General features: G+C 70.1%; 10 protein-coding genes. 6 read left to right on the plus strand and 4 right to left on the minus strand.

Annotation, left to right across the window (positions count from 1 at the left end):
• Positions 1–15: 15 nt before the first annotated feature.
• The 4 genes from VET29_RS04550 to VET29_RS04565 form a co-directional block, all read right to left on the minus strand.
• On the minus strand, positions 16–11,652 hold the full coding sequence (locus tag VET29_RS04550; protein ID WP_324915012.1) for a putative Ig domain-containing protein: 11,637 nt from the start codon (positions 11,650–11,652) through the stop codon (positions 16–18).
• Complete coding sequence (locus VET29_RS04555) at positions 11,645–12,325, minus strand: hypothetical protein (RefSeq protein WP_324915014.1); 681 nt, start codon at positions 12,323–12,325, stop codon at positions 11,645–11,647. The genes VET29_RS04550 and VET29_RS04555 overlap by 8 nt, the downstream gene beginning before the upstream one ends.
• 315 nt (positions 12,326–12,640) lie before the next feature.
• Positions 12,641–13,222 carry a hypothetical protein gene (locus tag VET29_RS04560; RefSeq protein WP_324915016.1) on the minus strand — a complete coding sequence of 194 codons (582 nt, stop codon included), beginning with the start codon at positions 13,220–13,222 and terminating at the stop codon, positions 12,641–12,643.
• Positions 13,223–13,526: 304 nt separating this feature from the next.
• The gene (locus VET29_RS04565; protein WP_324915017.1) at positions 13,527–13,883 is read right to left on the minus strand and encodes an HPF/RaiA family ribosome-associated protein; all 357 of its coding nucleotides are present in this window, start codon (positions 13,881–13,883) and stop codon (positions 13,527–13,529) included.
• Positions 13,884–14,739: 856 nt separating this feature from the next.
• Here VET29_RS04565 and VET29_RS04570 point away from each other — a divergent pair.
• The 6 genes from VET29_RS04570 to VET29_RS04595 all read left to right on the plus strand — a co-directional run.
• Entirely contained in the window at positions 14,740–16,452 is a 1,713-nt protein-coding gene (locus tag VET29_RS04570; protein ID WP_324915019.1) for a glycoside hydrolase 43 family protein, read from the plus strand.
• Positions 16,453–16,459: 7 nt separating this feature from the next.
• Positions 16,460–17,812, plus strand: a complete 1,353-nt coding sequence (locus VET29_RS04575; protein WP_324915021.1) for a glycoside hydrolase family 43 protein — start codon at positions 16,460–16,462, stop codon at positions 17,810–17,812.
• A 38-nt stretch (positions 17,813–17,850) separates the two neighbouring features.
• Positions 17,851–20,238 carry a ricin-type beta-trefoil lectin domain protein gene (locus tag VET29_RS04580; protein ID WP_324915023.1) on the plus strand — a complete coding sequence of 796 codons (2,388 nt, stop codon included), beginning with the start codon at positions 17,851–17,853 and terminating at the stop codon, positions 20,236–20,238.
• Positions 20,235–21,842 carry a glycoside hydrolase family 27 protein gene (locus VET29_RS04585; RefSeq protein WP_324915025.1) on the plus strand — a complete coding sequence of 536 codons (1,608 nt, stop codon included), beginning with the start codon at positions 20,235–20,237 and terminating at the stop codon, positions 21,840–21,842. The genes VET29_RS04580 and VET29_RS04585 overlap by 4 nt, the downstream gene beginning before the upstream one ends.
• 121 nt (positions 21,843–21,963) lie before the next feature.
• The gene (locus VET29_RS04590) at positions 21,964–24,822 is read left to right on the plus strand and encodes a glycosyl hydrolase family 95 catalytic domain-containing protein (RefSeq protein ID WP_324915027.1); all 2,859 of its coding nucleotides are present in this window, start codon (positions 21,964–21,966) and stop codon (positions 24,820–24,822) included.
• A gap of 20 nt (positions 24,823–24,842) precedes the next feature.
• The coding region (locus VET29_RS04595) for a PQQ-dependent sugar dehydrogenase (RefSeq protein ID WP_324915029.1) at positions 24,843–26,745 on the plus strand (1,903 nt) is incomplete at its 3' end.

Here is a 26,745-nt window from a genome sequence, read left to right on the forward strand (position 1 = left end):
TCGGCGCGGCTTCGCCTACTGGGCGCTGACGATGTAGTCCAGCGTCGTGCTGTACGTGTCGGACGGGACGGACGGGATCTGGATGCGGTAGTCGTTGCTGACCGCGTCACCGCCCGGGCCCGACGGGGTGTCCTGCTGGTGCACGGTCAGCGGGGTGTCGGCCGACAGCGGGAGGAACGGTTGCGTCCCGGTCTCGCGCACCCCCAACAGTCCGACGGGGATCGTCGTGGTGTTGCCGGGGGTCGCGCCGGTGAGCGAGCCGGTGGCGGCCTGGACGGTCACCAGGTAGCCGCCGGTGCTGTTGGTCGTGACGGTCATGGTCACCTTCCCGTCGGAGCCGACCGTGCTGTTGGGCAGCCCGGTGAGCGTGAACGAGGAGGTGGGGTCGGTGAGCGTGATGGTGCGGGCGGCGATGGCGACGGACGCCGTGCAGCCGATGGCGACCGAGTCGGCCGCGCACGTGCTGCCGTTCGAGGTCGAGACGATCCGGTTGGTCAGGACGAGACCGTCGGCCGCCCCGGTGGCGGTGGTGACCGAGTAGGTGATCAGCACGGACGCGCCGCGGGGCAGTTCGCCGGTCCAGCTGAGCGTGCCGCCCGCGTAGTCGAGGGCGCCGGTGGTGACCGTGGCGTCGTCGTTGTAGGTGGCCTCGGCCAGGACGTCGGCCAGCGAGTCCGACAGGGTGGCGGCCGGGTAGTCGGCCTCGCCCGTGTTGGTCGCCGCGACGGTGTAGTGCACGGTGCCGCCCGCGACCACGGTGGTCAGGTCGGTGGTCTTGGTGATGGTGAGTGCCGGGACCAGGACGGCCACCTCGACGCCGCACGGTGCCGCGGCCCGGCAGGTGGCGCCCTGGGTCGTGGAGGACACGGTGTTGAGCAGGAGGCGGTCGACGGGGGCGGGATCGAGGGTGGTGACCGAGTAGGTGATGGTCGCCGTCTCCCCGACGGCGAGCGCGCCGGTCCAGACGATCGTGCCGTTGAGATATTCGACGGTGCCGACGCTGGCGACCGCGTCGGAGGAGTAGGTGGCGCCGTCGAGCACGTCGGTCAGCGAGTCGCTGAACGTCGCCGGTGCGTACGGGGTCTGGCCGGTGTTGGTGAGCACGACCGTGTAGCCGATTGGGTCACCCGCGACCACACTCGACCTGTCGGCGGACTTGGTGATGACCAGCGCGGGCACGAGCACCCGGACCTGCACCGCGCAGGTCGACAGGGTGGCGCCGGGCGGGCAGGTGCTGCCGGGTGCCGTGGAGGTCAGCGTGTTGACCAGCAGCTTGTCGCCGGGGTCGGGATCGTCCACGGTGACCGAGTAGGTGATGGTGGCGCCGGCCCCGATCGCCAGGTCGCCGGTCCAGGTGAGCGTCGGCTCCGTGTAGGCCAGGACGCCGCTGGAGGCGACCGCGTCGCCGTTGTAGGCGGCGTCCGGCAGCACACCGGAGAGCGAGTCGTCGACGACCGCACCCGAGTACGCGGTCTGTCCGTCGTTGTCGATGGTGACGGTGTAGGTGACGACCGCGCCCGGGACGGTGGTCGCCGAGGACGCCGAGATGCCGATGGACAGGCTCGGGACGAGCACGGTGACGGTGGCGGTGCAGGCCGGGTTCCCCGCGCCGGCGAGGCAACTGCTGCCCTGGGCGGGTGCGACGACGGTCGTCGACAGGACCTTGTCGCCCGGGTCAGGCGTACGGATGGTGACGGCGTAGGTGATCGTGACGGTGGCGCCGACGGCCAGGGTGCCCGTCCAGGACAGGTCCGGCTCGGTGTAGGTGACGACCCCGCTCGACGCGGTGCTCGTGCCGTCGAACTCGGCGTCGTCGAGGGTGTCGGTGAGCGCGGTGGTGATGGTGGTCCCGGTGTACGGGGTCTGGCCGGTGTTGGTGGCCGTGATGGTGAGGACGACCCGGTCACCGGGTGTCGCGGTGGCCACGTCGGCGCTGGTGGTCACCGCGAGCCCTGGCACCAGCACGGTGACGGTGTTGGCGCACTGGGGGGCCGTGCCGCAGGTGCCGCCCGGTGCCGGCGAGGTGACGGTCGTGACGAGCTGCCGGTCCCCGGCCGGCGGATCGTCGACGGTCACCGTGTAGCCGATGGTGACGGTGTCGGCGCCGACGGTCAGGTCGCCGGTCCAGGTCAGGGTCGAGTCGGCGAACGTCACCGCGCCGGTGCTCGTGCTCGCGTCGGCGCCGTAGGCGGCGTCGTCCAGCACGTCGGCGAGCAGGACGGACACGGTCGCGCCCGGGTAGTCCGTCTGGCCGGTGTCGCGGATGGTGACCGTGTAGCCGACGCTGGCGCCCGGCACGGTCGTGGTGCGGTCCGAGGTGACGGCGATGTCGAGGACGGGCAGGAGGATCGTGACGAGCGTCGAGCAGTCGGGGGCCGACCCACCGGTCGGGCAGTTGCTGCCGATCTGGTCGGACAGGACGACGTTCACCATCAGCTTGTCGCCGAGCGTGAGGTCCTGCACCCGGACGGTGTAGCTGATCACGACCGTCTGCCCGACCGCCAGGTCGCCGGTCCAGGACAGTGTGGGCTCGGCGTAGGTCATGGTGCCGGTCGTGGCCGTGGCGTCGTCGTTGTAGGCGGCGTCCGGGAGGACACCGTCGAGCGAGTCCCGCACCGTGGCGCCGGCGTAGGCGGTCTCGCCCGAGTTGGTGACGGTGATGGTGTAGCCGACCGTGGCCCCCGGCGTCGTCTCGACGGTGTCCGCCGCCTTGGTGACGGTCAGGCCCGGGGTCAACACGGTCACGCTGGTCGCGCACTCCGCGCCGGGACTCGCCTCGGGGCAGTTGCTGGCGTCGGCGGCGGTGGTGACGAGCGTGGTGAGGGTCTTGTCCCCGAGGTCGGGGTTGTTGACGGTCACCGAGCCGGTCACGACCAGGGTCTCGCCGACCGGCAGGTCCCCGGTCCAGACGATCCGTCCGGTGTCGGGTTCGAGCTGCAGGCCGCCGAAGGTGGCCGTCGCGTCGCCGTTGTAGGTGGCGTCGTCGAGGAAGCCGGCCAAGTTGTCGCTGATCGTCAGTCCGACGTAGGGCACCTGACCGGTGTTGGTGACGGTGACGATGTTGCGCACCACGGCGGTCGGCTGGGTGGTGGCGGAGTCGGCGGAGTTGACGATCCGCAGCCCGGCCACGGCCACGGAGGTGGTGCACCGCGGATCGACGCCTCCCTCGGGGCAGATGCTGCCCCGGTTCGGGGAGGTGACGGTCTGGGCCAGCAGGAAGTCTCCGGTGACGGGCTGGTCGACGGTCACCGAGTAGGTGATCGTGGCGGTGGCGTCCAGCGCGAGCGAGCCCGTCCAGGTCAGCGTCTCACCGGCGATCGAGACGGTGCCGGTGGACGCGGCGGCGTCGGCGCCGTAGGTGGCGTCGTCGAGCACTCCGTCGAGCGGGATGGCGAGGGTCGCCGGCGAGTAGGCCGTCTGACCCGAGTTGGTGACGGTCAGCGTGTAGCCCACGGTCGCGCCCGGAACGGTGGTCGCGACGCTTGCCGCCGACGAGATGGTCAGGATCGGCGTGAGCACGCTGACGACGGAGCGGCAGGCGGGGGTGCCGCTCGCCGGCGGGCAGGTGTTGCCCACCTCGGACGAGGTGACCGGGTTGAGCATCGTCCTGTCCCCGGTGGCCGGGTCGCGTGCGGTCACCGAGTAGGTGACGGTGGCGATGTCACCGGGGGCGAGGTCGCCGGTCCAGGTCAGGATCGGGCTCGTGAAGGTCACCATGCCCGTGCTCGTGATGGCGTCCGCGTTGTACGTGGCGTCGTCGAGGACGCCGGCGAGGTCGTCGCTGACGGTCGCGCCGGCATAGGGGGTCGCGCCGGTGTTGTGGATGGCGACCGTGTAGGCGACGGTGTCGCCCGGCGTGACGGACGTGGTGTCGGCGGTCTTGGCGATGGACAGTCCCGGCACGAGGACGGGTAGGTAGGCCACACACTGGTCCGCCGGGCTCGCGGCCGGGCAGGTGTTGCCGAGGGCGGCGGAAGCCAGCGTGCCGGTGAGGATCTTGTTGCCGAGCTCGGTGTTCTTCACCGTCAGGGTGCCGGTGATGGTGACGACACCGCCGACGGGGATGTCGCCGGTCCAGGTGATCGCGGCGGCGTCGAGCACCAGGTCGCCGGAGCTCGCGACCTGGTCACCGGTCGGGATGGCGTCGTCGAGCGTGTCCGTGCTCGGGCTCGAGACGGTGATGCCGGTGTAGGGCAGCTGACCGGTGTTGGTGAACCTCGCGGTCAGGTGCACCAGCGAACCCGGCGTGGTGGACGTCTCCGTGTAGTGCTGCTCGAGCGACAGCGCCGCGACCGGCACGGTGTTGGTGCAGCGTGGGTCCGCACTGTCCGCGGCACAGTTGTTGCTCTCCGACGGCGTGGTCGAGGTGACCGTGCCGACGAGCCTCTGGTCGCCGGTCACGACGGTGCCGACGGTCACCGTGTAGGTCACGGTGACGGTGGCCCCGGTGGCCACCGTGCCGGACCAGGTGAGGTTCGGGGCCGCGTACCCGACCGTTCCGCTGCTCGGCGTCGCGTCGTTGTTGTACGTGGCGTCGTCGAGGATGCCGGCCAGCGGGTCGGTGAACTCGGCTGCCAGCGCGGACGCGCTGGAGTTGGTGACGGTCACCGTGTAGGTGACGACGTCACCGGCGACCGTGGCCTCGCGGTCGGCCGTCTTCGTGAACGTGGCGCTGACCGCTTCGGTGATGGCGACCGTCGCGGTGCAGCGGGTGTCGTCGCTGCCGCTGGTGCAGTTGTTCCCCGCGGTCGTCGAGGTGACCGTGTTGCGCATGGTGAGGTCACCGGTCGCGGAGTTTCTGATCCGCATGGTGTAGGTGACCGTCGCCGTGTCACCCGAGGCCAGGCCGCCGGACCAGGTCAGGACACCGGCCGAGTAGCCGACCGTGCCGCGGGTGGCCGTGGCGTCGTTGTTGTAGGCCGCGTCGTCGAGCACGCCGGTGAGTGCGTCGGCGAACGCCGCCGCCGGTTGGGTGGTCTGGCCCGAGTTCAGCACGTCGACCGTGTAGGTGACGGTGGTGCCCAGCGTGGCGTTGGCGAGGTTCGCCGTCTTCACGATGGTGAGCGCCGGGGTCAGGACCACGATCGTGCGACGGCATGCCGCGTTGCCGCTCCCCGGCAGACAGGTGCTGCCGACCGCGGTGGAGGTGACGACGTTGGCCATGGTCTTGTCGCCGGTGGCCGGGCTGTTCGCGGTGACCGAGTAGGTGATGACGACGGTCGCGTCCGTGGCCAGGTCGCCGGTCCAGGACAGGCCCGAGGAGTCGACGGTGAGGGTGCCGGCCGTCGTCGTGGCGTCGTTGTCGTAGACGGCGTCGTCGAGCAGGCCGGTGAACGGGTCGGTGAGGGTGGTGGCGACGTAGGGCGTCTGTCCGGTGTTGTGTGCGGTGATCGTGTACGTCACCGTGCCGCCCGGCACCGTCGCCGTGGTGCTGGCGGTCTTGGTGACGGTGAGGCCGGGGACGAGCACGGTGACGAGGAAGGTGCACAGCGGGTCGGTGGTGGCCGCCGGGCAGTTGTTGCCCGGTGCCGTGGAGCTCAGCGTGGCGGTGATGAGCCGGTCGCCGAGATCGGGGTCCTGGACGATCAGCGTCCGCGTGATGGTGACCGTGCCACCGACCGGGATGTCGCCGGTCCACGTGAGCGCCTCCGCGGTGCGCACGAGGATGCCGGAGCTGGCCGTCTGGTCGCCGGCGGGGTCGGTGTCGTCCGAGAGGCCGTCGCGCGGGCTGACGACCGAGATGTCGGTGTAGGGCGTCTGCCCGGTGTTCTCGTACGTCACGGTCACGTGCACGACCGAACCCGGTGTCGTCGTCGTCTCCGTGGCCCACTGCGACAGGATCAGGCGACCGACCGCGACCGTGGCGGTGCATCGGGTGTCGCTGTTGCCGATGAGGCAGTTGGTTCCCGCGGTGGTCGAGCTGACGGCGGTGGTCGCCAGGTCGTCGCCCCCGTCGAGCAGGTGCACGGTGACCGAGTAGGTGATGACGGCGGACGCGCCGGCGGCGAGAGCGCCGGTCCAGCTCAGTGAACCGGCCGAGTAGCCGACCGTGCCGACACTCGCCGCCGCGTCGGCGTTGTACGAGGCGTCGTCGAGCACCCCGGCCAGCGAGTTGGTGAACGCCGCGGCGCCGAAGTCGGTGCCGCCGGAGTTCGTCGCGGTCACGGTGAACGTGACGACCGCTCCCCCTGTGGTGGCCGGCGCGTTCGCAGTGACCATGACCGTCAGGCCGGGAACCAGCACGTCGACCGTGGCGGTGCAGCGTGCGTCGGTGCCGCCGGCGGGGCAGTTGCTACCGGCGGAGGTGGACACCACGGTGTTGGCGAGGTGTTTGTCACCGGTGACCGGGTCACGCACGGTGACCGAGTAGGTGATCGTCGCGGTCGCGCCGGGCGCCAGAGCGCCGTGCCAGGCCAGCACCGGCGCGCTGTAGGACACGGCCCCGGTGTTCGTGGTCGCGTCGTCGCCGTAGGCCGCGTCGATCAGCAGGCCGTCCAACCTGTCGGTGAACCCGGCGTCGGAGTACGCCGATTCGCCGGTGTTGACCACCGCGACGGTGTACTCGACGGTGCCGCCGGGGGACACCGTCGAGGTGTTCGCCGTCTTGGTGATGGTCAGGCCGGGGATGAGCACGGTGACCGTGGAGCGGCATCCCGCGTCGCCCGAACCGGGCCGGCACGCGCTGCCGGCCTGGTCGGCGACGGTGATGACATGCAGCGACCGGTCGCCGGTCGCCGGCGAGCTGACGGTCAGCGACAGCTGGCCGACCGCGCTCGCGCCGGGCGCGAGGTCCAGCACCCAGAAGGCGGTGCCGTCGGGGTTCGTCACCAGGTCGCCCGTGCTGATCGTCGCGTCGTAGTTGTAGGCGGCGTCGTCGAGAGCGCCCGCGAGGTCGAGGGTGACGGAGAGGCCGCGGTAGGTGGTCTCTCCGGTGTTCGTCGCGGTGACGGTGTAACGCACCACCTGGCTCGGGGTGGCCGTCTCGGTGTCGGCGACCGTCGTGAAGGTCACGGCGGGGATCAGCACGGTGACGGAACTGACGCAGCGGGTGTCGGCGCTGGCCGCCGGACAGTTGGTCCCGGAGGTGGTCGAGCTGACCCTGGTGCGCAACGTCCGGTCACCGGCGTCGGGGTCGTTGACCGTCACCGAGAAGCTGACCGTGGCGGTCGCGCCGACGGCGAGGTCGCCGGTCCAGGTGAGCACCTGACCGCTGACCGATACCGCTCCGCCGGTGGCAGCTGCGTCGCTGTTGTAGGAGGCGTCGTCCAGCAGGCCGCTCAGCGTGCTGCTCGTGGTCGCGCCGGTGGCGGGTGTCTGACCGCTGTTGGTGATCGAGACCGTGTACCGGACCGTCGCGCCGGGCGTGGCCGTGCCGACGTTCGCCGCCGTGGCGATGGTCAGTCCGGGGATGAGCACCGCGACGCTGGTCGCGCACGCGGTGTTCGCGGAGCCGGTCGGGCAGGTGCTGCCGGGCACCGTCGACGTCGCCGTCGTGGTCAGTGCCTTGTCACCGGGATCGGGGTTGCGCACGGTCACCGAGGCCGTGATGGTGACCGTCGCGCCGACAGCGAGGTTGCCGGTCCAGGTGAGCGTCGAGCCGCTGACCGATACCGCGCCGGCGGTGGCCGAGACGTCGCCGTTGTACGTGGCGTCGTCGAGGGCGCCGGCGAGCGCGACCCTGACGGTGCTCGCGCTGTACGGCGTCTGCCCGGTGTTGGCCAGCGTCACGGTGTAGGCGACCGTGCCACCGGGCGTGGTGGCGCTGACGTTGGCGCTGTTCGTGATCGACAGCGCCGGCACCAGGACGGTCACCGTGGCGGTGCACTGGGCGGCGGGGTTGCCGCTCGGGCACGGGCTGCCCGCCGACGCCGAGACCACCGTGCCGGTCAGCGACCGGTTGCCGGTGTCGGGGTCGGCGACGATGACCGAGTAGGTGATCGTCGCGGTCGCACCGACCGCCAGTGCGCCGGTCCACGTCAGTGCCGGACTGGTGTAGGAGAGGTTTCCCGAGGACGCGGTCGCGTCGGCGCGGTAGGTGGCGTCGTCCAGCGTGCCGGTGAGGTTGTCGGTGAGCGCCACGGCGGGGTAGGCGGTCTGGCCGGTGTTGGTGACCACGATGGTGAAGCGGACGACGCTGCCCGGGGTCGTGGTCGCGGAGTCGGCGGTCTTGGCGATCGCGAGGCCGGGCACGGTGACCGTGGCCGAGCACAGGGCGTCCGTGCTGCCGCTCGCGCAGTTGGTGCCCAGCGTGGTCGAGGTCGCGGTGTTGGCCAGCACCTTGTTGCCGGTGTCGGGGTTGTTGACGGTGACCGAGTAGTTGATGGTGACCGTGCCGCCGGCCGCGATGTTGCCGGTCCAGCCGAGGTTCGGTGCGCTGTAGGACACGGTGCCCGCGGTCGTGGTGGCGTTGTTGTCGTAGGCCGCGTCGTCGAGCACACCGGTCAGCGGGTCGGTCAGGGTGGCGCCCGTCCACGCCGAGGTCCCGGTGTTGGCGACGGTGATCGTGTAGGCGACGGTGCTGCCGGCCGCGGCGGTGGAGACGTTCGCGGTCTTGGTGATGATCAGCGGCCCGGCGCCGACGACCAGCGTCACCGCTCGGTTCGCGGTCTGGCCGAACGCGTCGGTCACCGACACCGTGAACGACGAGCTGCCGACCGTCGTCGGCGTGCCGGACAGCGTTCCCGTGCTGGTGTTGAACGTCAGCCCCGGCGGCAGCGCGCCGGTGGGGACGGCCCAGGTGATGGGGGCGGTGCCGCCGGTGACGGCGAAGATGGTGCTGTAGGCGACCCCGACCTGCCCGGCGGGCGGCGCCGCGCCGTCGAACGTCGGACGGGCCGCGATGACCACCGTCACGGTCCTGGCGGCGACCTGGCCGAACGAGTCGGTCGCGGTGACGGTCAGCGGGTAGCTGCCAGACGCCGTCGGGGTGCCGCCGACCGATCCGGTGGTGGCGTTGAGCGAGAGACCGGCCGGCAGGCTACCGGCGCTGATCGCCCAGGCGAACGGTCCCGTGCCGCCGGTGACCGCCGGCTGCTGGCTGTACGCGACACCCACCTCGCCCGCCGCGGGGTTGAAGGCGAGGGTCGGCGTCGCCGCGATGACGATCGTGACGGCCTTCGTCGCGGCCAGGCCGCTGGCGTCGACGACCTGGACGGTGAACGAGAAGCTGCCCGCCGCCGTGGGAGTTCCGGCGAGCAGGCCGGTCGTGGCGTTCAGCGTCAGCCCACCGGGCAGGGCACCGGCACTGACCGACCAGGCGTAGGGCGACGTACCGTTGGTGGCGGTGAGCTGCCTGCTGTAGGCGACTCCCACCTCCCCGGCCGGCGGTGCGGGGAAGGCGAGGCTCGGGGACTGGTTGGCGACCACGGCCGACGACTGCGCCGAGTTGGCGCCCGTGCCCGCGAGGTTGGTCGCCGCCACGACGAAGGTGTAGGTGGTCCCGGCCGTCAGACCGGTGACGGTCCTGGTGGTCGCGGCACCGCTGAAGGTCTGCGGGGTCTGGGCGACACCGGCGATGTACGGGGTGACCCGGTAGCCGGTGATGGCGCTGCCGTTGTCGGCGGGCGCGTTCCAGGTCAGTGTCGCGGACAGGCTACCGGCCGACACCGCGGTGATCGACGGTGTGCCGGGCAGCGCATAGGGGACGACCGCCGCCGACGCCGCGCTGGGCGGGGAGGTGCCGTAGGCGTTCACGGCCGAGACGGTGAACGTGTACGAGCCGCCGGCGGTGAGACCGGTGAGCGTCCGGCTGGTCGCCGTCGTGTCGAAGGACCGCGTCGACTGTGCGACCCCGGCCAGGTACGGCGTGATGACGTAGCTGGTGATCGCACTGCCGTTGGTGGCCGGGGCCACCCAGGTGACGGTCGCGCTGGTGATGCCGGCCGTGGCGGTCGGGGCGGCCGGCGTGGCCGGGCGGTCGGCGTAGACGTAGCTCCCCGCGGCGGCCCTGCCGAGGATGACGACCGTGACCGACACCGTCGCGGCGCCCGGCCTCGCGGGCATGGGCGAGATGTACAGGGCGTTCCCGACGACGGTGAAACAGCCGGGCGCCGAGGCGCCCGGGCACGGCAGTAGGACGACCGGCGTCCCGGCGTTCTGTTCGGCCGTGGTGCCGATCTCGATGGCCGTCGCGAGGGTGACGTTGGTGCCGCCGACGAGCACACCGCCGCCGCCGGCGACGCTCCCGCTGGAGGGGACCACGAGGATGCCCGACGGTCCGGCCGGCAGGGCGGTCGTCGCCGAGGTGGTGTCGGTGGCGGGGTTGGCGTCCGCGGAGGTCGCGGTGGCCGGTGAGTTGCTCTGGACCAGCGCCGAGGTGACGTTCGCCGAGGTGACGATGGCGACCACGGTGATCACGGGCAGAGCGGTGCCGTTGGTGAAGCTCGAACCGCTGGTCGTGCAGGTGATCGACTCCCCGACGGGGTTCGCGCACACCCAGCCGGTGCCGTAGGCGCCGGCCGGGACCACACCGGTCGGCACCGTCTGGGTGACCGAGATCGGGCTCGTCTCGTTGACGCCGGCGAGCACACTCGCGGTGACCTTGTAGGAGACCGGATCGCCGGGCTGCGAGGTGGCGGCGGCGTAGCTGGTGGTGGTGACCGCCAGCTGGGGCACCGGCTTGAACGTCAGGACCTTCACGTTGGAGATCTCGTGCGCGTCGGTCATGGCGCCGGTCGAGCCGACGAACCCGAACGCGAGCTGCTTGGGCACTCCGTTGGCGCCCAGCCATGCCGCGCTCGGGTACATGCCGGCCGGGACGACGGGCAGCGCGCCGCTCAGTGTCCGCGTCGACTGCCCGACCGGGGTGGCGACGACCTTGTACGTGCCGGCGGCGACGGAGACACCGGAGTCCGACGTGAACGAGCCGGTGGTCGGGTTGACGAGCACCTGGACCGGGACCGCGGAAGCCGCTCTGGTCGCGGCCCGGAGGGCGACCTTGGACCCGGCGGTGCCGTTGTAGGTGGTCGTCAGTCCGCAGTAGCCGACGCCCCCGTTGCCGGGTCCGCGCACCACCACCGCACCCGCTGTCGTGGTCGAGATGTTGGGGTTCGCGGCGCAGCCGGAGCCGGAGAACCCGGTGCTGCTGAAGTTGCCGAACACGTCGAGACCGACGCCGAGGTACCCGTTGGGCACCCCGCTGACCGAGCCGGCGGAGGAGTAGCCGAGCGATCCGCCGGACGGTCCGATGGTGGTCGGGGCGGTCTGGCTCGCCGGGTTGACGGCGGCGAGCAGGAACGCGAGGCCGTCGGCCGCGGTGCCACCCCACTGGTAGCTGGTGAAGGTGACGTCCAGACCACTGGACGTCGGGTAGCTGGTCTGGCCGAAGATCCCGCCGACCTGGTTGGCGGTCGCCGAGGTCAGCCGCAGTTTTCCGCTGCCCTGCGCGTCGGTGGAGCCCGAGCAGCTGAGCAGGGGGAGGGTGGCGCTGTTGCCCGATGCGGTGAGGCACGCGGCGTTCGTCCCGCTGGTCGGCGTCGGCAAGGTGACGGTGCCGGTGCCGTCGACCGTCCGGTTGTTGAAGGCGTTCTGGAACAGGACGGTGCCGGCCGCAGCCGCGGCCGCGGCCGGCGCGACACAGAGTGCGGTCGTCAGCGAGAGCGTAGTGAGCAGCACCAGGGCCTTCGTGCAGCGGCGCCGGGCGCTCCTAGGCATGAGCGCGGCCGGTGCCGGTGTCGGCCGTGCGGGCCCGGCGGCGACGTCGGAGCCAGAAGCCCGCGGCGAGCACCATGACCACGCCGACGCTGATGCCCAGCAGCTGCAGGGGGAACACGATGACGCGGATGGTCGTCGTGCGGACGGTGCCGTCCGCGCTGACGATGGACACCGAGGGATGGCAGACACACATCAGCGGCGGGTCCCACGTCGTGCTGATGTCGCGGGTCGCGCCACGCATCACCGTGAAGTCGGCGAACGCGGTGGCGGAGCCGCCGACATCGAGGTGCAGGCGGTTGGTGCTGCGGAAGTCGCGGTGGACGGTACCGGTGTTGCGCACCTTCGCCGTGACCTCGACGGTGCCCGACGTCACGAACCCCGGTGCCTCGAGGCCACTGAGCGAGGCCGAGTCGTCGGTCGGTCCGGAGACGGCGACGTAGACCGGGACGGCGATGCCCCGGTTGATCCTGATGTTGGCGTCGCCCTTGTCGGCCGGCACGAGGAACACGATGGCGACCTGGTGATCACCAGGTTCCGGAGACGTGCCGACGGAGACCGACGTGGTGACGGTCTGGCTCGCGCCGGGGGCGACCACGAAACTGGTCGGAGTGAGGGTGACCCAGTCGGCGGCCGAGTAGGACGCGTCTTTCTGGAATACCAGGGAGCCGTCCAACCCGCCGGAGAAATTGCGCTTCTGAACGGTAACCGGAACGGCGGATTGTCCACGGTTGACCACGAGAATAGGCGGGACCGCGGCGAGGTCGTCCTGGCTGGCGACAACTCGGGTGGGGCTGATGGTCAACGAGAACTGCGCGGGAACCGAGCTGTAGGAGGTCGAGTTCGTGGGCGGATCGCTGACCGGGACCCGCGGGTCCGAGGTGTCTGCCTCGGACCCGCTCGCAACTGGCGCCGACCAACCGAGCATGATGGCGCAGAACAGGATTACCGCACTACGCCCCAGCGTGGTGGTCATTGTGGACCTTCTTGTCTAGAGCGTCGTCGCGATGTAGTCCAACGTCGCCGAGTAGGTGTCCTCGTTGACGAACGGGATGACGATCTCGTAGTCGTTGCTGAGGGCGTCACCGCCTTGTGCCGACCGGGTGTCCTTCGCGTCCACCGTGACCGGCGCCGTGCCACTCACCGGAATGAAAGCTGTGCCGTCGGTCTCACGTACCGACAGTGCCCCGATCGGGATCGAGTCGGTGTTGCCCGCGACACCCGGTGTCATGGTGGTCGTCTGACTCTGCACGGTGACCGCGTAACCGGCGAGGTTGTTGGTCTCGACGTTGAAGGTCACCGCACCGTTCGTAGTGACGGTCGCCCCTGGCAGGCCCGTGAGGGTGAAGCTGGGAGTGGCTCCCGTCAACGCGATCGCGGAGTTCACCGCCACGTTGGCGGTGGTGGTGCCGGTGTCGGTCTCTCCCGGGGCCGCGGCCGCGGTACCACTCATCGCGCCGGCGAGAGCCGCCACGGCGGTGGCACCGAGGACGCCGCGCAGTACCAGGCGACCGGTGTGCTTCCTCCTGGATTCCTTGGCGTATCTGAGGACTGATTCGAAGTCATGCTCCATAAGCTGAACTTCCTTTGGGGGAGTGAGCGATTGACTGGTAGTCGCGCTCAGTCCCAATGGTACACACCTTTTGTGACAGGTAATCTTCAGTGGTCATCTGGGTGGTATTTCCCGAATTCAGCTCGCAAAACCAACGAGATAGCAGGCCGCGAAGGCTCCTTTGTCACGATCGTGACCCCAGAAAACTCGTCTGAGTAGCTTTTGGCGTTAAACCCCACCAAATGATGAAAAGATGCGGGGCGCCCACCGGCACATCTTGCCGGTGGGCGCCCCGCTGCCACGTGGTCCTGAGCCGCCCGGCGGGTCAGCTCGGGTCGTCGGCGGGCGGCATGTGGCGGATGGTGTCGCTGCCCTTGTGATCGTGTGCGCGGGCGTACTTGCTGTCCAGCACCGTCCCCAACTTCTGCGCCGCGCCGCTGTACGCGTCGTCCACCGACCCGGCGTGGTGGGTCACGGCGACCGGTTGCATGCCCGCGGGCCGCGCCTCGATCACGCAGCGCTTGTCGCCGGTCGGGCCCGCCCCGTCCTCGCTGATATGCACCTCCACCCGGGTCAACCACTGGGCGAACCGGGACAGTTCGGCCTCCAGGTCGGTGGTCACGTAGGCGGCCAGCCCTTCACCGCCCTGGACGTTGTGGTCGGTGTTGACCTGGATCTGCACGTGCAACCTCCTAGGGACGACGACATTGATCACGTGCCCCGTACCCCGGAACGGCCGTCCCAAACCCCGAGGGACCTGGAGATCTTCGGGTACCGGGACACGAGCCGGTCAGGGGTGGGTGAGTCGGCGGCGGCGACGTCGGGACTCGGTGACCTCATATGTATGCGTCCTGGCGGCGGCAGCCTGTTACGTGCTAGCCGCTGAACACTGGACTTAACAGCACCGCTCCTCTACACATACATATGGTGTCTCGGTCGACGCGCAACCAGGAACAGGAGCACACGAGCACAACGACGGAGCCCACAACAGAACACTGGCCCACCGCGGACGCGTGCCTGCCGGCTCGCGCACCATCCGTGCTGGTGGCGCACTGATTCCGGTAAACGGGTCGCTGTTCGACCCCATTGGCATCCGGAGTGCCGCACAATTCGCTCGGTGCAGTAGGAGCGGTGATCCACAGGCTGTTTGTGGAGCGCTCCCGGAATCGGTCGGACATCTGGAGCGTCAGTTCCGGACGATGTCGCATGTCCTTTTCCAGTCCCATGTGTGCGCTCACAACGGTCCTGTCGCGAGCGACCCAAACCTTTCAGCATCTTTTGACTATGGGTGTCTTGTTGTCCAATCACGTCTGTGTTAGCGTTCACATCGAGTTCGGATGACGGCTCAGCCGGACCTGATCGTCGGCTTTGGTCGTGCGCGATATCCACCGTCAACGATGATGGGATTCTCATATGCGATCCGACGCTTCTTCGCGGCGCGACCGCGCCCGGTCGCCGGGCGTACCGCACGAACCATTCCCCGTGCGTGGCGAACCGATCCCGGACTGACTCCCGGAAAAGACCTGAGAGGGGCGACGATGCCCACGCGACGTCGCACGCGGCCGGCCGCCGGGCCGGTCCTGTTCTCGTCGGTACCGCGTCGGCCGGTGGTGGCGGCAACGCCGGCCGGGCGGAGCGGAACGGGGGCCGTGACCGCACGCCTACGACCGCGTACCGCGGTGGTGACGCTCGTGATCGCCACCCTGCTGGGTGGCGGGCTGGTGGCCGGCGCACCCACCCAGGCCGCGGCGGGGCCGGTGGCCGACTACACGAACCCGGTGCTGTGGCAGGACTTCGCGGACATCGACATCTTCCGCGTCGACAACACCTACTACTACTCGGCGTCCACGATGCACTACTCGCCCGGGGCGCCCGTCCTGCGGTCCTACGACCTGGTGAACTGGGAGTTCGCCGGGCATTCCGTGCCCCGCCTGGACTTCGGCTCGAAGTACGACCTGAGCGGCGGCCGAGGGTACGTGCGGGGGATCTGGGCGTCGTTCCTCAACTACCGTAGAAGCAACAAGACCTTCTACTGGGGTGGCTGCGTCGACTTCGCCAACACCCACATCTACACGGCGACGGCGGTGGAGGGGCCCTGGCAGCGGCACACCACGATCAACAAGTGCTACTACGACGCCGGCCTGCTGGTCGACGACGACGACACGATGTACGTCGCCTACGGCAACACCAACATCAGCGTCGCGCAGCTGTCGGCGGACGGGAGGTCGGAGGTCCGGTCGCAGCAGGTGTTCTCGACCCCGTCGAACATCGGCACCCTGGAGGGCGCCCGCTTCTACAAGATCAACGGCAGCTACTACATCTTCCTGACCAGGCCGGCGAACGGTCAGTACATCCTGAAGGCCGCCAACCCGTTCGGCCCGTACACGCTGCACCAGGTGCTGCTGAACATGCCGACGCCGATCCCGGGCGGGGGTGTGCCGCACCAGGGCGGGCTGGTGCAGACGCAGAACGGCCAGTGGTACTACATGGCCTTCGTCGACGCCTTCCCCGGCGGCCGGGTGCCGGTGCTCGCGCCGGTCACCTGGACCGCCGACGGCTGGCCGCAGGTCCGGACGGTCAACGGCGGCTGGGGCGCCAGCTACCCGTTCCCGAACCTGCCGCCGCACCCGGTGCGACCGATGACCGGCCTGGACACCTTCCCCGGCCCCGCGCTGGGTCCGGACTGGGAGTGGAACCACAACCCGGACACCACGAAGTTCTCGGTGAGCAACGGGGTGCGGATGGGGACCGCGACGGTGACGACCGACCTCTACTCGGCACGCAACACCCTGACCCACCGGATCCAGGGCCCCACCTCCACGGCGACGGTCGCCCTCGACCTCACGGGGATGCGGGACGGTGACCGCACCGGGCTCGCGATGCTGCGGGACTCGTCGGCGTGGATCGGGATCAGACGCGACGGTGGCCGCAACCGGGTGGTGATGGTCGACAACATCACCATGGACGGCAGCTGGAACACCACCAGCACCGGCACCGAGGTCGCCGGCACCGGCTTCGGCGCCAACCGGATCTGGTTGCGTGCCAACGCCGACATCCGGCCGGGTGCCGGGCGGCAGGCCCGGTTCTCCTACAGCACCGACGGTGTCACCTTCACCTCGCTGGGCCCGGCGTTCACGTTGAACAACAACTGGACGTTCTTCATGGGCTACCGGTTCGCCGTCTTCAACTACGCCACCCAGGCCCTCGGCGGCACGGTCACCCTGCAGCGCTTCGATCTCTCCACCCCGTGAGGCAACGATGAGAAGACATCTCGCCTGGCTCGTGGCCGTCATGGGCCTGCTGGCACCGTCCCCGGTGACCGCGAGCGCCGACAACCCGATCGTCCAGCACATCTACACCGCCGACCCCGCGCCGCTGGTCCACAACGGCCGCGTCTACCTCTACACCGGACACGACGAGGACGGATCGACGAACTTCACCATGCGGGAGTGGCGGGTGTGGTCGTCCGCGGACATGGTGAACTGGACCGACCACGGCTCCCCGCTCAACCTGGCGAGTTTCAGCTGGGCCAGCGCCAACGCGTGGGCGGGCCAGACGGTCTACCGCGACGGCAGGTTCTACTGGTACGTCCCGACGACCAACCGCGCGACGGGCCGGATGGCGATCGGCGTCGCCGTGTCGGACAGCCCCACCGGTCCGTTCCACGACGCCATCGGACGACCCCTGGTGGAGAACGGCGAGATCGACCCGACGGTCTTCGTCGACGACAACGGGCAGGCCTACCTGTACTGGGGCAACCCGAACCTGTGGTACGTCCGGCTGAACGCGGACATGGTCTCCTACTCGGGCGGCCCCACCCAGATCCCGCTCACCACGTCGGGTTTCGGCACCCGCACCGGAAACGCGAGCAGGCCGACGCTGTTCGAGGAAGCGCCGTGGGTCTTCAAGCGCAACGGCCTGTACTACAACGTGTTCGCCGCGCGGTGCTGCTCCGAGTTCATCGCGTACTCGACGGCACCGGGACCGACCGGCCCGTGGACCTACCGTGGCACGGTGATGCCGACCCAGGGTTCGAGCTTCACCAACCACGCCGGCATCGTCGACTTCAAGGGCGGCAGCTACTTCTTCTACCACAACGGCGCGTTGCCGGGCGGCGGCGGCTACACCCGGTCGGTCGCCGTGGAGAAGTTCAGCTACGGCTCCGACGGCTCGATCCCGACGATCAACATGACCGGTTCCGGTGCGCCGGCGGCGGACACGCTGAACCCCTTCACCCGCCAGGAGGCCGAGACCATCGCGGCGGAGTCCGGGATCGAGACCGAGGCCGCGAGCGAGGGCGGCCGAGAGGTCGGCTTCATCGAGAACGGGGACTGGACCAAGGTCAGGAGCGTGGCCTTCGGTTCCGGCCCCCGGTCGTTCACCGCGCGGGTGGCCTCGGCGACCAGCGGCGGCACCATCGAGCTGCGGCTCGGCGGCACGAGCGGCACCGTGGTCGGCCGCTGCACCGTGCCCGGCACCGGCGGCTGGCAGACCTGGACCACCGTGTCCTGTTCGGTCAGCGGGGCGACCGGCACACAGGATCTCTACCTCCGGTTCGCCGGTGGCAGCGGCTACCTGTTCAACGTGAACTGGTGGCAGTTCACGGCCTAGCACCCGCGCAACCTGCTGTGTGGGAAGGGAGTACAGCCATGCCCGGAACCCTGCTCCGGCGTGTGCGCACGGCGGCGGCCGCCGTCGTCGTGGCCTTGGGCGGCATCGTCGGTGCGGCACCCGCCCAGGCCGCCACGTCGATCACCATCAACGGCGCGTCCGGCGGTCGTACGTTCGACGGCGTCGGCGCGGTCAGCGGCGGTGGCGGCAACAGCCGTCTGCTGATCGACTATCCGGAGCCGCAGCGCGGCCAGATCCTCGACTACCTGTTCAAACCCGGCTACGGCGCCGCGCTGCAGATCCTCAAGGCGGAGATCGGCGGCGACACCAACTCCACCAGCGGTGCCGAGCCCAGCCACGCCCACTTCCGCGGCGACCTCGACTGCGACCGCGGGTACGAGTGGTGGATCATGGCGCAGGCCAGGGCACGCAACCCCAACATCAAGCTGGTGGGGCTGGCCTGGGGCGCGCCGGGCTGGATCGGCAACGGCACCTTCTTCTCCACCGACCTGGTGAACTACTACCTGTCCTGGCTGGGTTGCGCCCGCCAGCACGGGCTGACGATCGACTACCTCACGCCGGTGCAGAACGAGAAGCAGTGGAACGCCGACTGGACCGTCACGATCCGCGACGCGCTCAACGCCAACGGCTACAGCGCGGTGAAGATCATCTCCGGTGACTCGTGGCCGGGGGACTGGGGACCCGCCGGTCCCATCTCGACGAACACGGCCTACCGCAACGCGACCGACGTGCTCAGTGCCCACTACACGTGCGGCTACCTGAGTGCGCAGACCTCCTGCGCCGTCCCGTCGAACGTGGCGAACTCCGGCAAGACCCTGTGGTCGAGCGAGAACGGCTCGCAGGACTACAACGACGGCGCCAAGCCGCTGGCCCGGGGCATCAACCGGGTCTACATCGACGGCAAGATGACGGCCTACCTCAACTGGGACCTGATCGCCGCCGTCACGCCGAACATCCCATGGCCGACGGTGGGGCTGGTGCTGGCCAACCAGCCGTGGTCGGGCCACTACTCGGTCGGCAAGGACACGTGGGCGCTGGCGCACACCACGCAGTTCACCGCCCCCGGCTGGAAGTACCTCGACGCCGCCACCGGCTACCTCGGCGGGAACCGCGCGAACGGCAGCTACGTGTCGCTGAAGTCGCCCAACAACACCGACTACTCCATGGTCGTCGAGACCGTGGACGCCACCGTGGCGCAGACGCTGAACCTCACCGTCACCGGCGGGCTGTCCACCGGACAGGTGCACGTGTGGGCCACCAACCTGAACTCCACCAACCAGGCGGACTTCTTCGTCCACACCACCGACCTCACCCCGTCCGGCGGCGCCTTCTCCCTGACCGTCCAACCGGGCTACCTGTACACGGTCACCACCACGACCGGGCAGGGCAGGGGCACCGCGACGAGCCCGGCCCAGGGCTCACTGAACCTGCCCTACAGCGACGACTTCGACGGGTACGCGGCCGGCAGGGAGGCCAGGTACCTCATGGACATGGAAGGCGCCTTCGAGACGACCGCCTGCGGCGCCGGCCGGTCGGGCACGTGCGTGCGCCAGGCCTCCCCGCAGCAGGCGATCCCCTGGAAGACGAGGACCGACCCGTACGCGTTGCTCGGCAACGTGGCGTGGAGCAACTACACGGTGTCCGCGGACGTGCTGCTGGAGAAGGCCGGCAACGTCTCGCTGGTCGGCCGGGCCGGCTCGCAGGTGACGACCAACCAGGCCGCGCTCAACGCCTACTACCTGCGGGTCAGCGACACCGGGGCGTGGTCGATCCTGCGCAACAACCTCAGCGCGCAGGTCACCACGCTGCGCAGCGGCACGACCTCCGCGCTGGGCACCAACCGCTGGCACGCGCTGTCCCTCGGCTTCTCCGGCAGCACCATCACCGCCAGCGTCGACGGCACCGTCGTCGGGTCGGTGACCGACACCACGCTGTCCGCCGGCCAGGTCGGGTTCGCCACCAGCCAGGGGGAGACCGCGCAGTTCGACAACCTCGCCGTCGCCGGCTCGGGCGGCGGGACGACCTCGGCGCTGCGCAACGACAACGCCGGCCGGTGTCTGGACGTCCCGAACGCGTCCCAGACCAACGGCACGCAGGTGACGCTCTGGGACTGCAACGGCGGCGGCAACCAGCAGTGGACGGTCAACACCGCCAGGCAGGTACAGGTGTACGGCACCAAGTGCCTCGACGCCGAGGGCGCCGGCACCGCACCCGGGACCAGGGTGATCATCTGGGACTGCACCGGCGGCACCAACCAGCAGTGGAACGTCAACACCGACGGCACGGTCACGGGTGTCCAGTCAGGACTGTGCCTCGGCCCGAACGGCGGCGGCACCGCCAACAGCACACCGGTGACCCTGCAGACCTGTTCCAGCGGCAACAGTCAGAAGTGGACAAGGACATGAGCGTACGTACGATCGCGGCAAGTCTCGGTCATCTCGCGGTGGCCGCCGCCATGACCGCGGCCATGGCGGCGGCGGTGACCGCCACGGCCATGGTCACCACCGCCCCGCCCGCCCGGGCGATCGACAACGGGTTGGCGCGCACCCCGCAGATGGGTTGGAACGACTGGAACGCCTACGGCTGCAACGTCTCCGACTCGCTGGTCAGGTCGACCGCGTCGGCCATGCACAACAACGGCATGCAGGCCGCGGGCTACACCTACGTCAACATCGACGACTGCTGGATGACCCGCAACCGGGACTCGAGCGGCAACCTGGTGCCGGACCCGGCCAAGTTCCCGAACGGGATCAAGGCACTCGCCGACTACGTCCACTCGCTGGGCCTGAAGCTGGGCATCTACGAGGACGCGGGCACGGCGACCTGCGCGGGCTACCCGGGTAGCCTCAACCACGAGCGCCAGGACGCGAACCTCTTCGCCTCCTGGGGGATCGACTACCTCAAGTACGACAACTGCAACAACCAGGGCGTCAACGCCCAGTCCCGCTACACGGCCATGCGTGACGCGCTGGCCGCGACCGGCCGCCCGATCCTCTACAGCCTCTGCAGCTGGGGGCAGGACAACGTGTGGACCTGGGGCGCCGGCGTCGGCAACAGCTGGCGCACCACCGGCGACATCGCGGCGAACTACACCAGCATGCTCAACATCTTCCACGCCAACGTGGGACTCGCGGGCTACGCCGGCCCGGGGGCGTGGAACGACCCCGACATGCTGGAGGTCGGCAACGGCATGTCCGCCACGGAGGACCGGGCCCATTTCAGCCTGTGGGCGCAGATGGCCGCGCCGCTGGTCGCCGGCAACAACATCACGAACGCGAGCTCGACCACCGTGAGCATCCTGACCAACTCCCGGGTGATCGCGGTCGACCAGGACCCGCTCGGCAGGCAGGGCAGGATGGTGTCCTCGTCCGGCGGCCGCGACGTGCTGGCCAAACCCCTCGCCAACGGCGACGTGTCGGTCGTGCTGTTCAACGAGGGCGGCTCCACCGCGACGATCTCCACCACCGCGGCGGCGATCGGCAAGACCGGCGCGAGCAGCTACACCCTGACCGACCTGTGGTCCGGCGCCACGTCGACCACCGCGGGCACGATCAGCGCGTCCGTCCCGGCCCACGGCGTGGTCATGTACCGAGTGGCGGGCGGCACGAGCGGCGGCAACGACCCGGTCACCGGCCCGGTGCACGCGGTCGGCGCCGGGAAGTGCCTCGACGTCCCCAACACCACGGCCGGCACCCAGGCGCGGATCTGGCCGTGCGGCGGGCAGTCCGGCCAGACGTGGACCTACACCACGGGCAACCAGCTCTCCGTCGACGGCGGGACGATGTGCCTCGACGCGTACGACAACCAGACCAGCGCCGGCACACAGGTGATCATCTGGTCGTGCAACGGGCAGGCGAACCAGCAGTGGCTGCGCAACGCCGACGGCACCATCACCGGTGTCCAGTCCGGACTGTGTCTCGACGTCACCGGAGCGTCCACCGCGGACGGCGCGCTCGTGGAGCTGTGGACGTGCAACGGCGGCGGCAACCAGCGTTGGACGCTCGGCTGACGCGCGCCATGACCGCCGACGTTCCCGGGAGCGCGCTCGCGCTGTTCCGCTGACCGACCCGGCCGCCGTCCCGCCACGGCAGGGATCGGGGGCGGCGGCCACCCCTACTGGAGGATCCATCATGCCGGACCTGACGCGAAGGCAAGCGATGAAGCTCGGCGCGGCAGGCGTCGGCGCGGTGTTCGGCCCCTGGACCGCGATCGCCCGCGCCGACTCGACCGCCCCCGCCGACGTGCGCGCCGTGAACGACCTGGCGCTGTGGTACGACGAACCGGCCGGCTCGGACTGGCTGCGCGCGCTGCCCGTCGGCAACGGCCGGCTCGGCGCGATGGTGTTCGGCAACACCGACACCGAACGGTTGCAGCTCAACGAGGACACCGTCTGGGCGGGCGGCCCGCACGACTACAGCAACCCGCGCGGCGCGGCGTCGCTGGCGCAGATCCGCCAGCAGGTGTTCGCGAACCAGTGGTCGCAGGCGCAGAGCCTGATCGACCAGGTGATGCTCGGCAGCCCGGCCGCACAGCTGCCCTACCAGCCGGTCGGCGACCTGCGGCTCACGCTGCCCGGCACCAGCGGGGTGTCCGGGTACCAGCGATGGCTGGACCTCACCACCGCCGCGGCGGTCGTGACCTACGTGGCGAACGGCGTGCGGTACCGGCGCGAGGTGATCGCGAGCGCGCCGGACCAGGTGATCGTCGTGCGGCTGACCGCGGAGACCGCCGGCTCGATCTCGTTCTCGGCCGCGTTCAGCACCCCACAGCGGGCGACGGCGTCGAGTCCGGACGCCACGACGGTCGCGCTGGACGGCGTCTCCGGCGACTCGCGGGGCATCGCGGGGTCGGTCCGGTTCCTCGCGCTGGCCCGGGCCGTGGCGGACGGTGGGAGCGTCACCAGCTCCGGCGGCACGCTGCGGGTGTCGGGTGCCGACTCCGTGACGCTGCTGGTCTCGGTCGGCACCAGCTACGTCGACTACCGGACTGTGAACGGCGACTACCAGGGCATCGCCAGGAACCGCCTGGCCGCCGCCCAGGCGAGGGGCTACCCCGGCCTCGGCGCCCGGCACGTCGCCGACTACCAGGCGCTGTTCGGTCGCGTCACCCTCGACGTCGGCCGGACCTCGGCCGCCGACCAGCCCACCGACGTCCGGATCGCCCAGCACGGCTCGGTCAGCGACCCGCAGTTCTCCGCGCTGCTGTTCCAGTACGGGCGGTACCTGCTGATCTCCTCGTCGCGCCCGGGCACGCAGCCGGCCAACCTGCAGGGCATCTGGAACGACCAGATGTCTCCGCCGTGGGACTCGAAGTACACGATCAACGCCAACCTGCCGATGAACTACTGGCCGGTGGACACGACGAACCTCGCCGAGTGCTTCGAGCCGGTGGCGAAGCTGGTCAACGACCTCACGGTCACCGGCGCCCGCACCGCGCAGGTCCAGTACGGGACCACGGCCGGTTGGGTCACCCACCACAACACCGACGCCTGGCGCGGCTCGTCGGTCGTCGACGGCGCGCTGTGGGGGATGTGGCAGGCGGGCGGCGCGTGGCTGTCGTCGCTGATCTGGGACCACTACCGCTTCACCGGCGACGTCGCGTTCCTGCGTGCGAACTACCCGGCGATGAAGGGCGCGGCGCAGTTCTTCCTCGCCACGCTCGTCACCGAGCCGACCCTGGGACACCTCGTCACCAACCCGTCCAACTCACCGGAGCTACCCCACCACTCCGGCGTGAGCGTGTGCGCCGGGCCGACGATGGACATGCAGATCCTGCGTGACCTGTTCGACGGCTGTGCCGGCGCCAGCGAGGTGCTGGGCGTCGACTCCGGTTTCCGCGACCAGGTGCGGGCCGCCAGGGCACGACTCGCGCCGATGAAGGTCGGCTCGCGCGGGAACATCCAGGAATGGCTGTACGACTGGGTGGAGACCGAGCCGAACCACCGGCACATCTCCCACCTGTACGGCCTGCACCCCAGCAACCAGATCACGAAGCGCGGCACGCCCCAGCTGTACGCGGCCGCGCGCCGGACGCTGGAGCTGCGTGGTGACGCCGGCACCGGCTGGTCACTCGCCTGGAAGATCAACTACTGGGCACGCATGGAGGAGGGCGGCCGGGCACACGACCTGATCCGGTCCCTGGTGACCACGGACCGGTTGGCGCCCAACATGTTCGACCTGCACCCGCCCTTCCAGATCGACGGCAACTTCGGCGCGACGTCCGGTATCGCCGAGATGCTGCTGCACAGCCACAACGGCGAGCTGCACGTGCTGCCGGCGCTGCCGCCGGCCTGGCCCGCCGGCAGCGTCAACGGGCTGCGCGGGCGTGGCGGCTACACGGTGGGCGCCACCTGGACCGGCGGCGGCGCCCGGGAGCTGACCGTCACGGCCGACCGCGCGGGCACCGTCCGCGTGCGCAGCCGCATGTTCACCGGCACCTTCGAACTGCGTGACACGAGCACCGGCTCGGCCGTCACGCCGGCCAGGCCCGAGTCCGACCTCCTCGAGTTCGCCGTCGAGGCCGGACACACCTACCGCGCGACCGGGCAGGGCTCGACCTCGGTGGTGGAGACCGGCGTCCACTACAACCTCGTCGCCCAGCACAGCGGCAAGCGGGCCGACATCAGTGGGGTGTCCACGTCGGCCGGTGCGTTGTTGCACCAGTGGTCGGCGACGGGTGGGTTGAACCAGCAGTTCGACTTCCTGGACTCGGGTGGTGGTTTCTACCGGGTCCGCGCCCGGCACAGCGGCCTGGTCCTCCAGGCGGGCAGCGGGAGTGGCGCGGACATCACGCAGCAGACCGACGGCAATGCCACTACTCAGCAGTGGCGGGTGGTCGACCAGGGCGGTGGTGTGGTGAGCCTCGTGAACCGCCAGAGCGGCCTGGCCATGGACGTCTGGGAGGCGTCGACCACCGACGGCGCACACATCGCCCAGTACACCCTCACCGGCGCCGCCAACCAGCGCTTTCAGCTCCAGCGAGTGCAGTGACAGTGATGAGGAGCCCGACGATGTCCAGATCTCCCGTGTTCCGCCGGTTCGCGCTGCTGGCGGTGGGCCTGCTCCTCGCCGCGCTGTTCCCGGTGGTGTACCTGGTGACGCATGCCGGCCAGGCCGCCGACGCGGCGCTGCCGCCCGACTCGATGTTCCAGAAGGTCCGGCTGCACACCGAGACCGGCAACCCGATGGCGATGGACGTCGCCCCGGACGGGCGCGTCTTCTTCGTCGATCGGCTCGGTGACGTCAAGATCGTGCAACCGAACGGCGCCACCACCACGGCCGCGCACCTGAACGTGTTCACCGCCAACGAGTCCGGCGGCCTCAACATCGTGCTCGACCCCGCCTTCGCGACGAACCAGTGGGTGTACGTGTACTACTCGCCGAGCTCGGCGAACGTCGACCGGCTGGGCCGGTTCACCGTCAACGGCAACACGATCGACCTGTCCTCCGAGAAGGTCGTGCTGGACGTGCCGGTGCAGCGCCAGGAGTGCTGCCACCACGGCGGCGGCCTCGTGTTCGACAAGAGGAACGGCAACCTGTGGCTGTCGACCGGGGACAACACCAACCCGTTCGCCTCGGACGGCTACGCCCCGATCGACGAGCGCTCCGGTCGAGCCAGCTGGGACGCGCAACGCACCGCAGGGAACACGAACAGCCTGTCCGGCAAGGTGTTGCGGATCCACCCGGAGTCGAACGGCACGTACACGATCCCGTCGGGCAACCTGTTCGCGGCCGGCACGGCCAACACCCGGCCCGAGATCTACATGATGGGCTACCGCAACCCGTTCCGGATGAACATCGACCCGAAGACCGGTTACCCGGTCGTGTCCAACTACGGTCCGGACGCGCCGAGCGCCAGTTCGACCCGCGGTCCCCAGAACACCGTGGAGTGGGACGTGCTCAGCAGGCCCGGCAACGCGGGCTGGCCGTACTGCGTCGGTCCCAACTCGGCGTACAACGACTTCAACTTCGCGAACAACACCTCGGGCGGCAAGTTCGACTGCGCCGGCGGTCCGACCAACAACTCGCCGAACAACACCGGCCAGACCAGGCTGCCGCCGGCCATCCCGGCGACGGTCTGGTACCACTACCAGGCCGACCCGTCGAACTTCCCGGCGCTCGCCGGCGGCGCGCCGACCGCGGGGCCGGTCTACCGGTACGACCCGAACCTGAGCTCCAGTCGCAAGTGGCCGGCCGACTTCGACGGTCGCGCGGTGTTCTCCGAGTGGAACACCAGCCAGCTGTACACCTTCCAGCTGAGCTCGGCCGGCACGTCGGTCGGCTCGATCGACCGGCTGCTGTCGTCGATGTCGTTCAACCGCCCGATGGACTTCGATTTCGGCCCGGACGGCGCCCTCTACGTCATCGAGTGGGGGAGCGGGTACGGCGGCGGCAACAGTGACTCCGGCATCGACCGGATCGACTACCTCGGCACCAACCAGGCGAACCCGGTCGCCAGGGTGGCGGCGGACCGCACCAGCGGCCCGGCGCCGCTGACGGTGAGCTTCTCCAGCGCGGGCTCCACCGACCCGGGCGGCTCGTCGCTGACCTACTCGTGGAACTTCGGCGACGGCACCACGTCCACGGCCGCCAACCCCGGCCACACCTACTCGTCCGCGGGCAACTACACCGCCGTGCTGACCGTCCGGAACTCCGCCGGCGCGACCGGGTCCGCGAGCCTGGGCATCACGGCCGGCAACACCGCGCCGACGGTGACAGTCACGGCACCACCGAACGGCGGCGTGTTCGAGTGGGGTGACGTCGTGAGCTTCACGGTCTCGGTCACCGACCCGGAGGACGGCATGGTCGACTGTTCGAAGGTGACCATCCAGGCCTACCTCGGCCACGACGCCCACGGGCACCCGCTCGACCAGTCCCAGGGCTGCTCGGCGCAGGTGCAGACCACGCTGGCGT

It is taken from the genome of Actinophytocola sp. (assembly GCF_035634895.1).
Taxonomy (GTDB): Bacteria; Actinomycetota; Actinomycetes; order Mycobacteriales; family Pseudonocardiaceae; genus Actinophytocola.

Bases quoted from the DNA above. Each gene is read 5' to 3' on its own strand.
- VET29_RS04550 (WP_324915012.1), bottom strand. From the start codon at position 11,652: ATGCCTAGGAGCGCCCGGCGCCGCTGCACGAAGGCCCTGGTGCTGCTC.
- VET29_RS04560 (WP_324915016.1), bottom strand. From the start codon at position 13,222: ATGGAGCATGACTTCGAATCAGTCCTCAGATACGCCAAGGAATCCAGG.
- VET29_RS04570 (WP_324915019.1), top strand. From the start codon at position 14,740: ATGCCCACGCGACGTCGCACGCGGCCGGCCGCCGGGCCGGTCCTGTTC.
- VET29_RS04575 (WP_324915021.1), top strand. From the start codon at position 16,460: ATGAGAAGACATCTCGCCTGGCTCGTGGCCGTCATGGGCCTGCTGGCA.
- VET29_RS04580 (WP_324915023.1), top strand. From the start codon at position 17,851: ATGCCCGGAACCCTGCTCCGGCGTGTGCGCACGGCGGCGGCCGCCGTC.
- VET29_RS04585 (WP_324915025.1), top strand. From the start codon at position 20,235: ATGAGCGTACGTACGATCGCGGCAAGTCTCGGTCATCTCGCGGTGGCC.
- VET29_RS04590 (WP_324915027.1), top strand. From the start codon at position 21,964: ATGCCGGACCTGACGCGAAGGCAAGCGATGAAGCTCGGCGCGGCAGGC.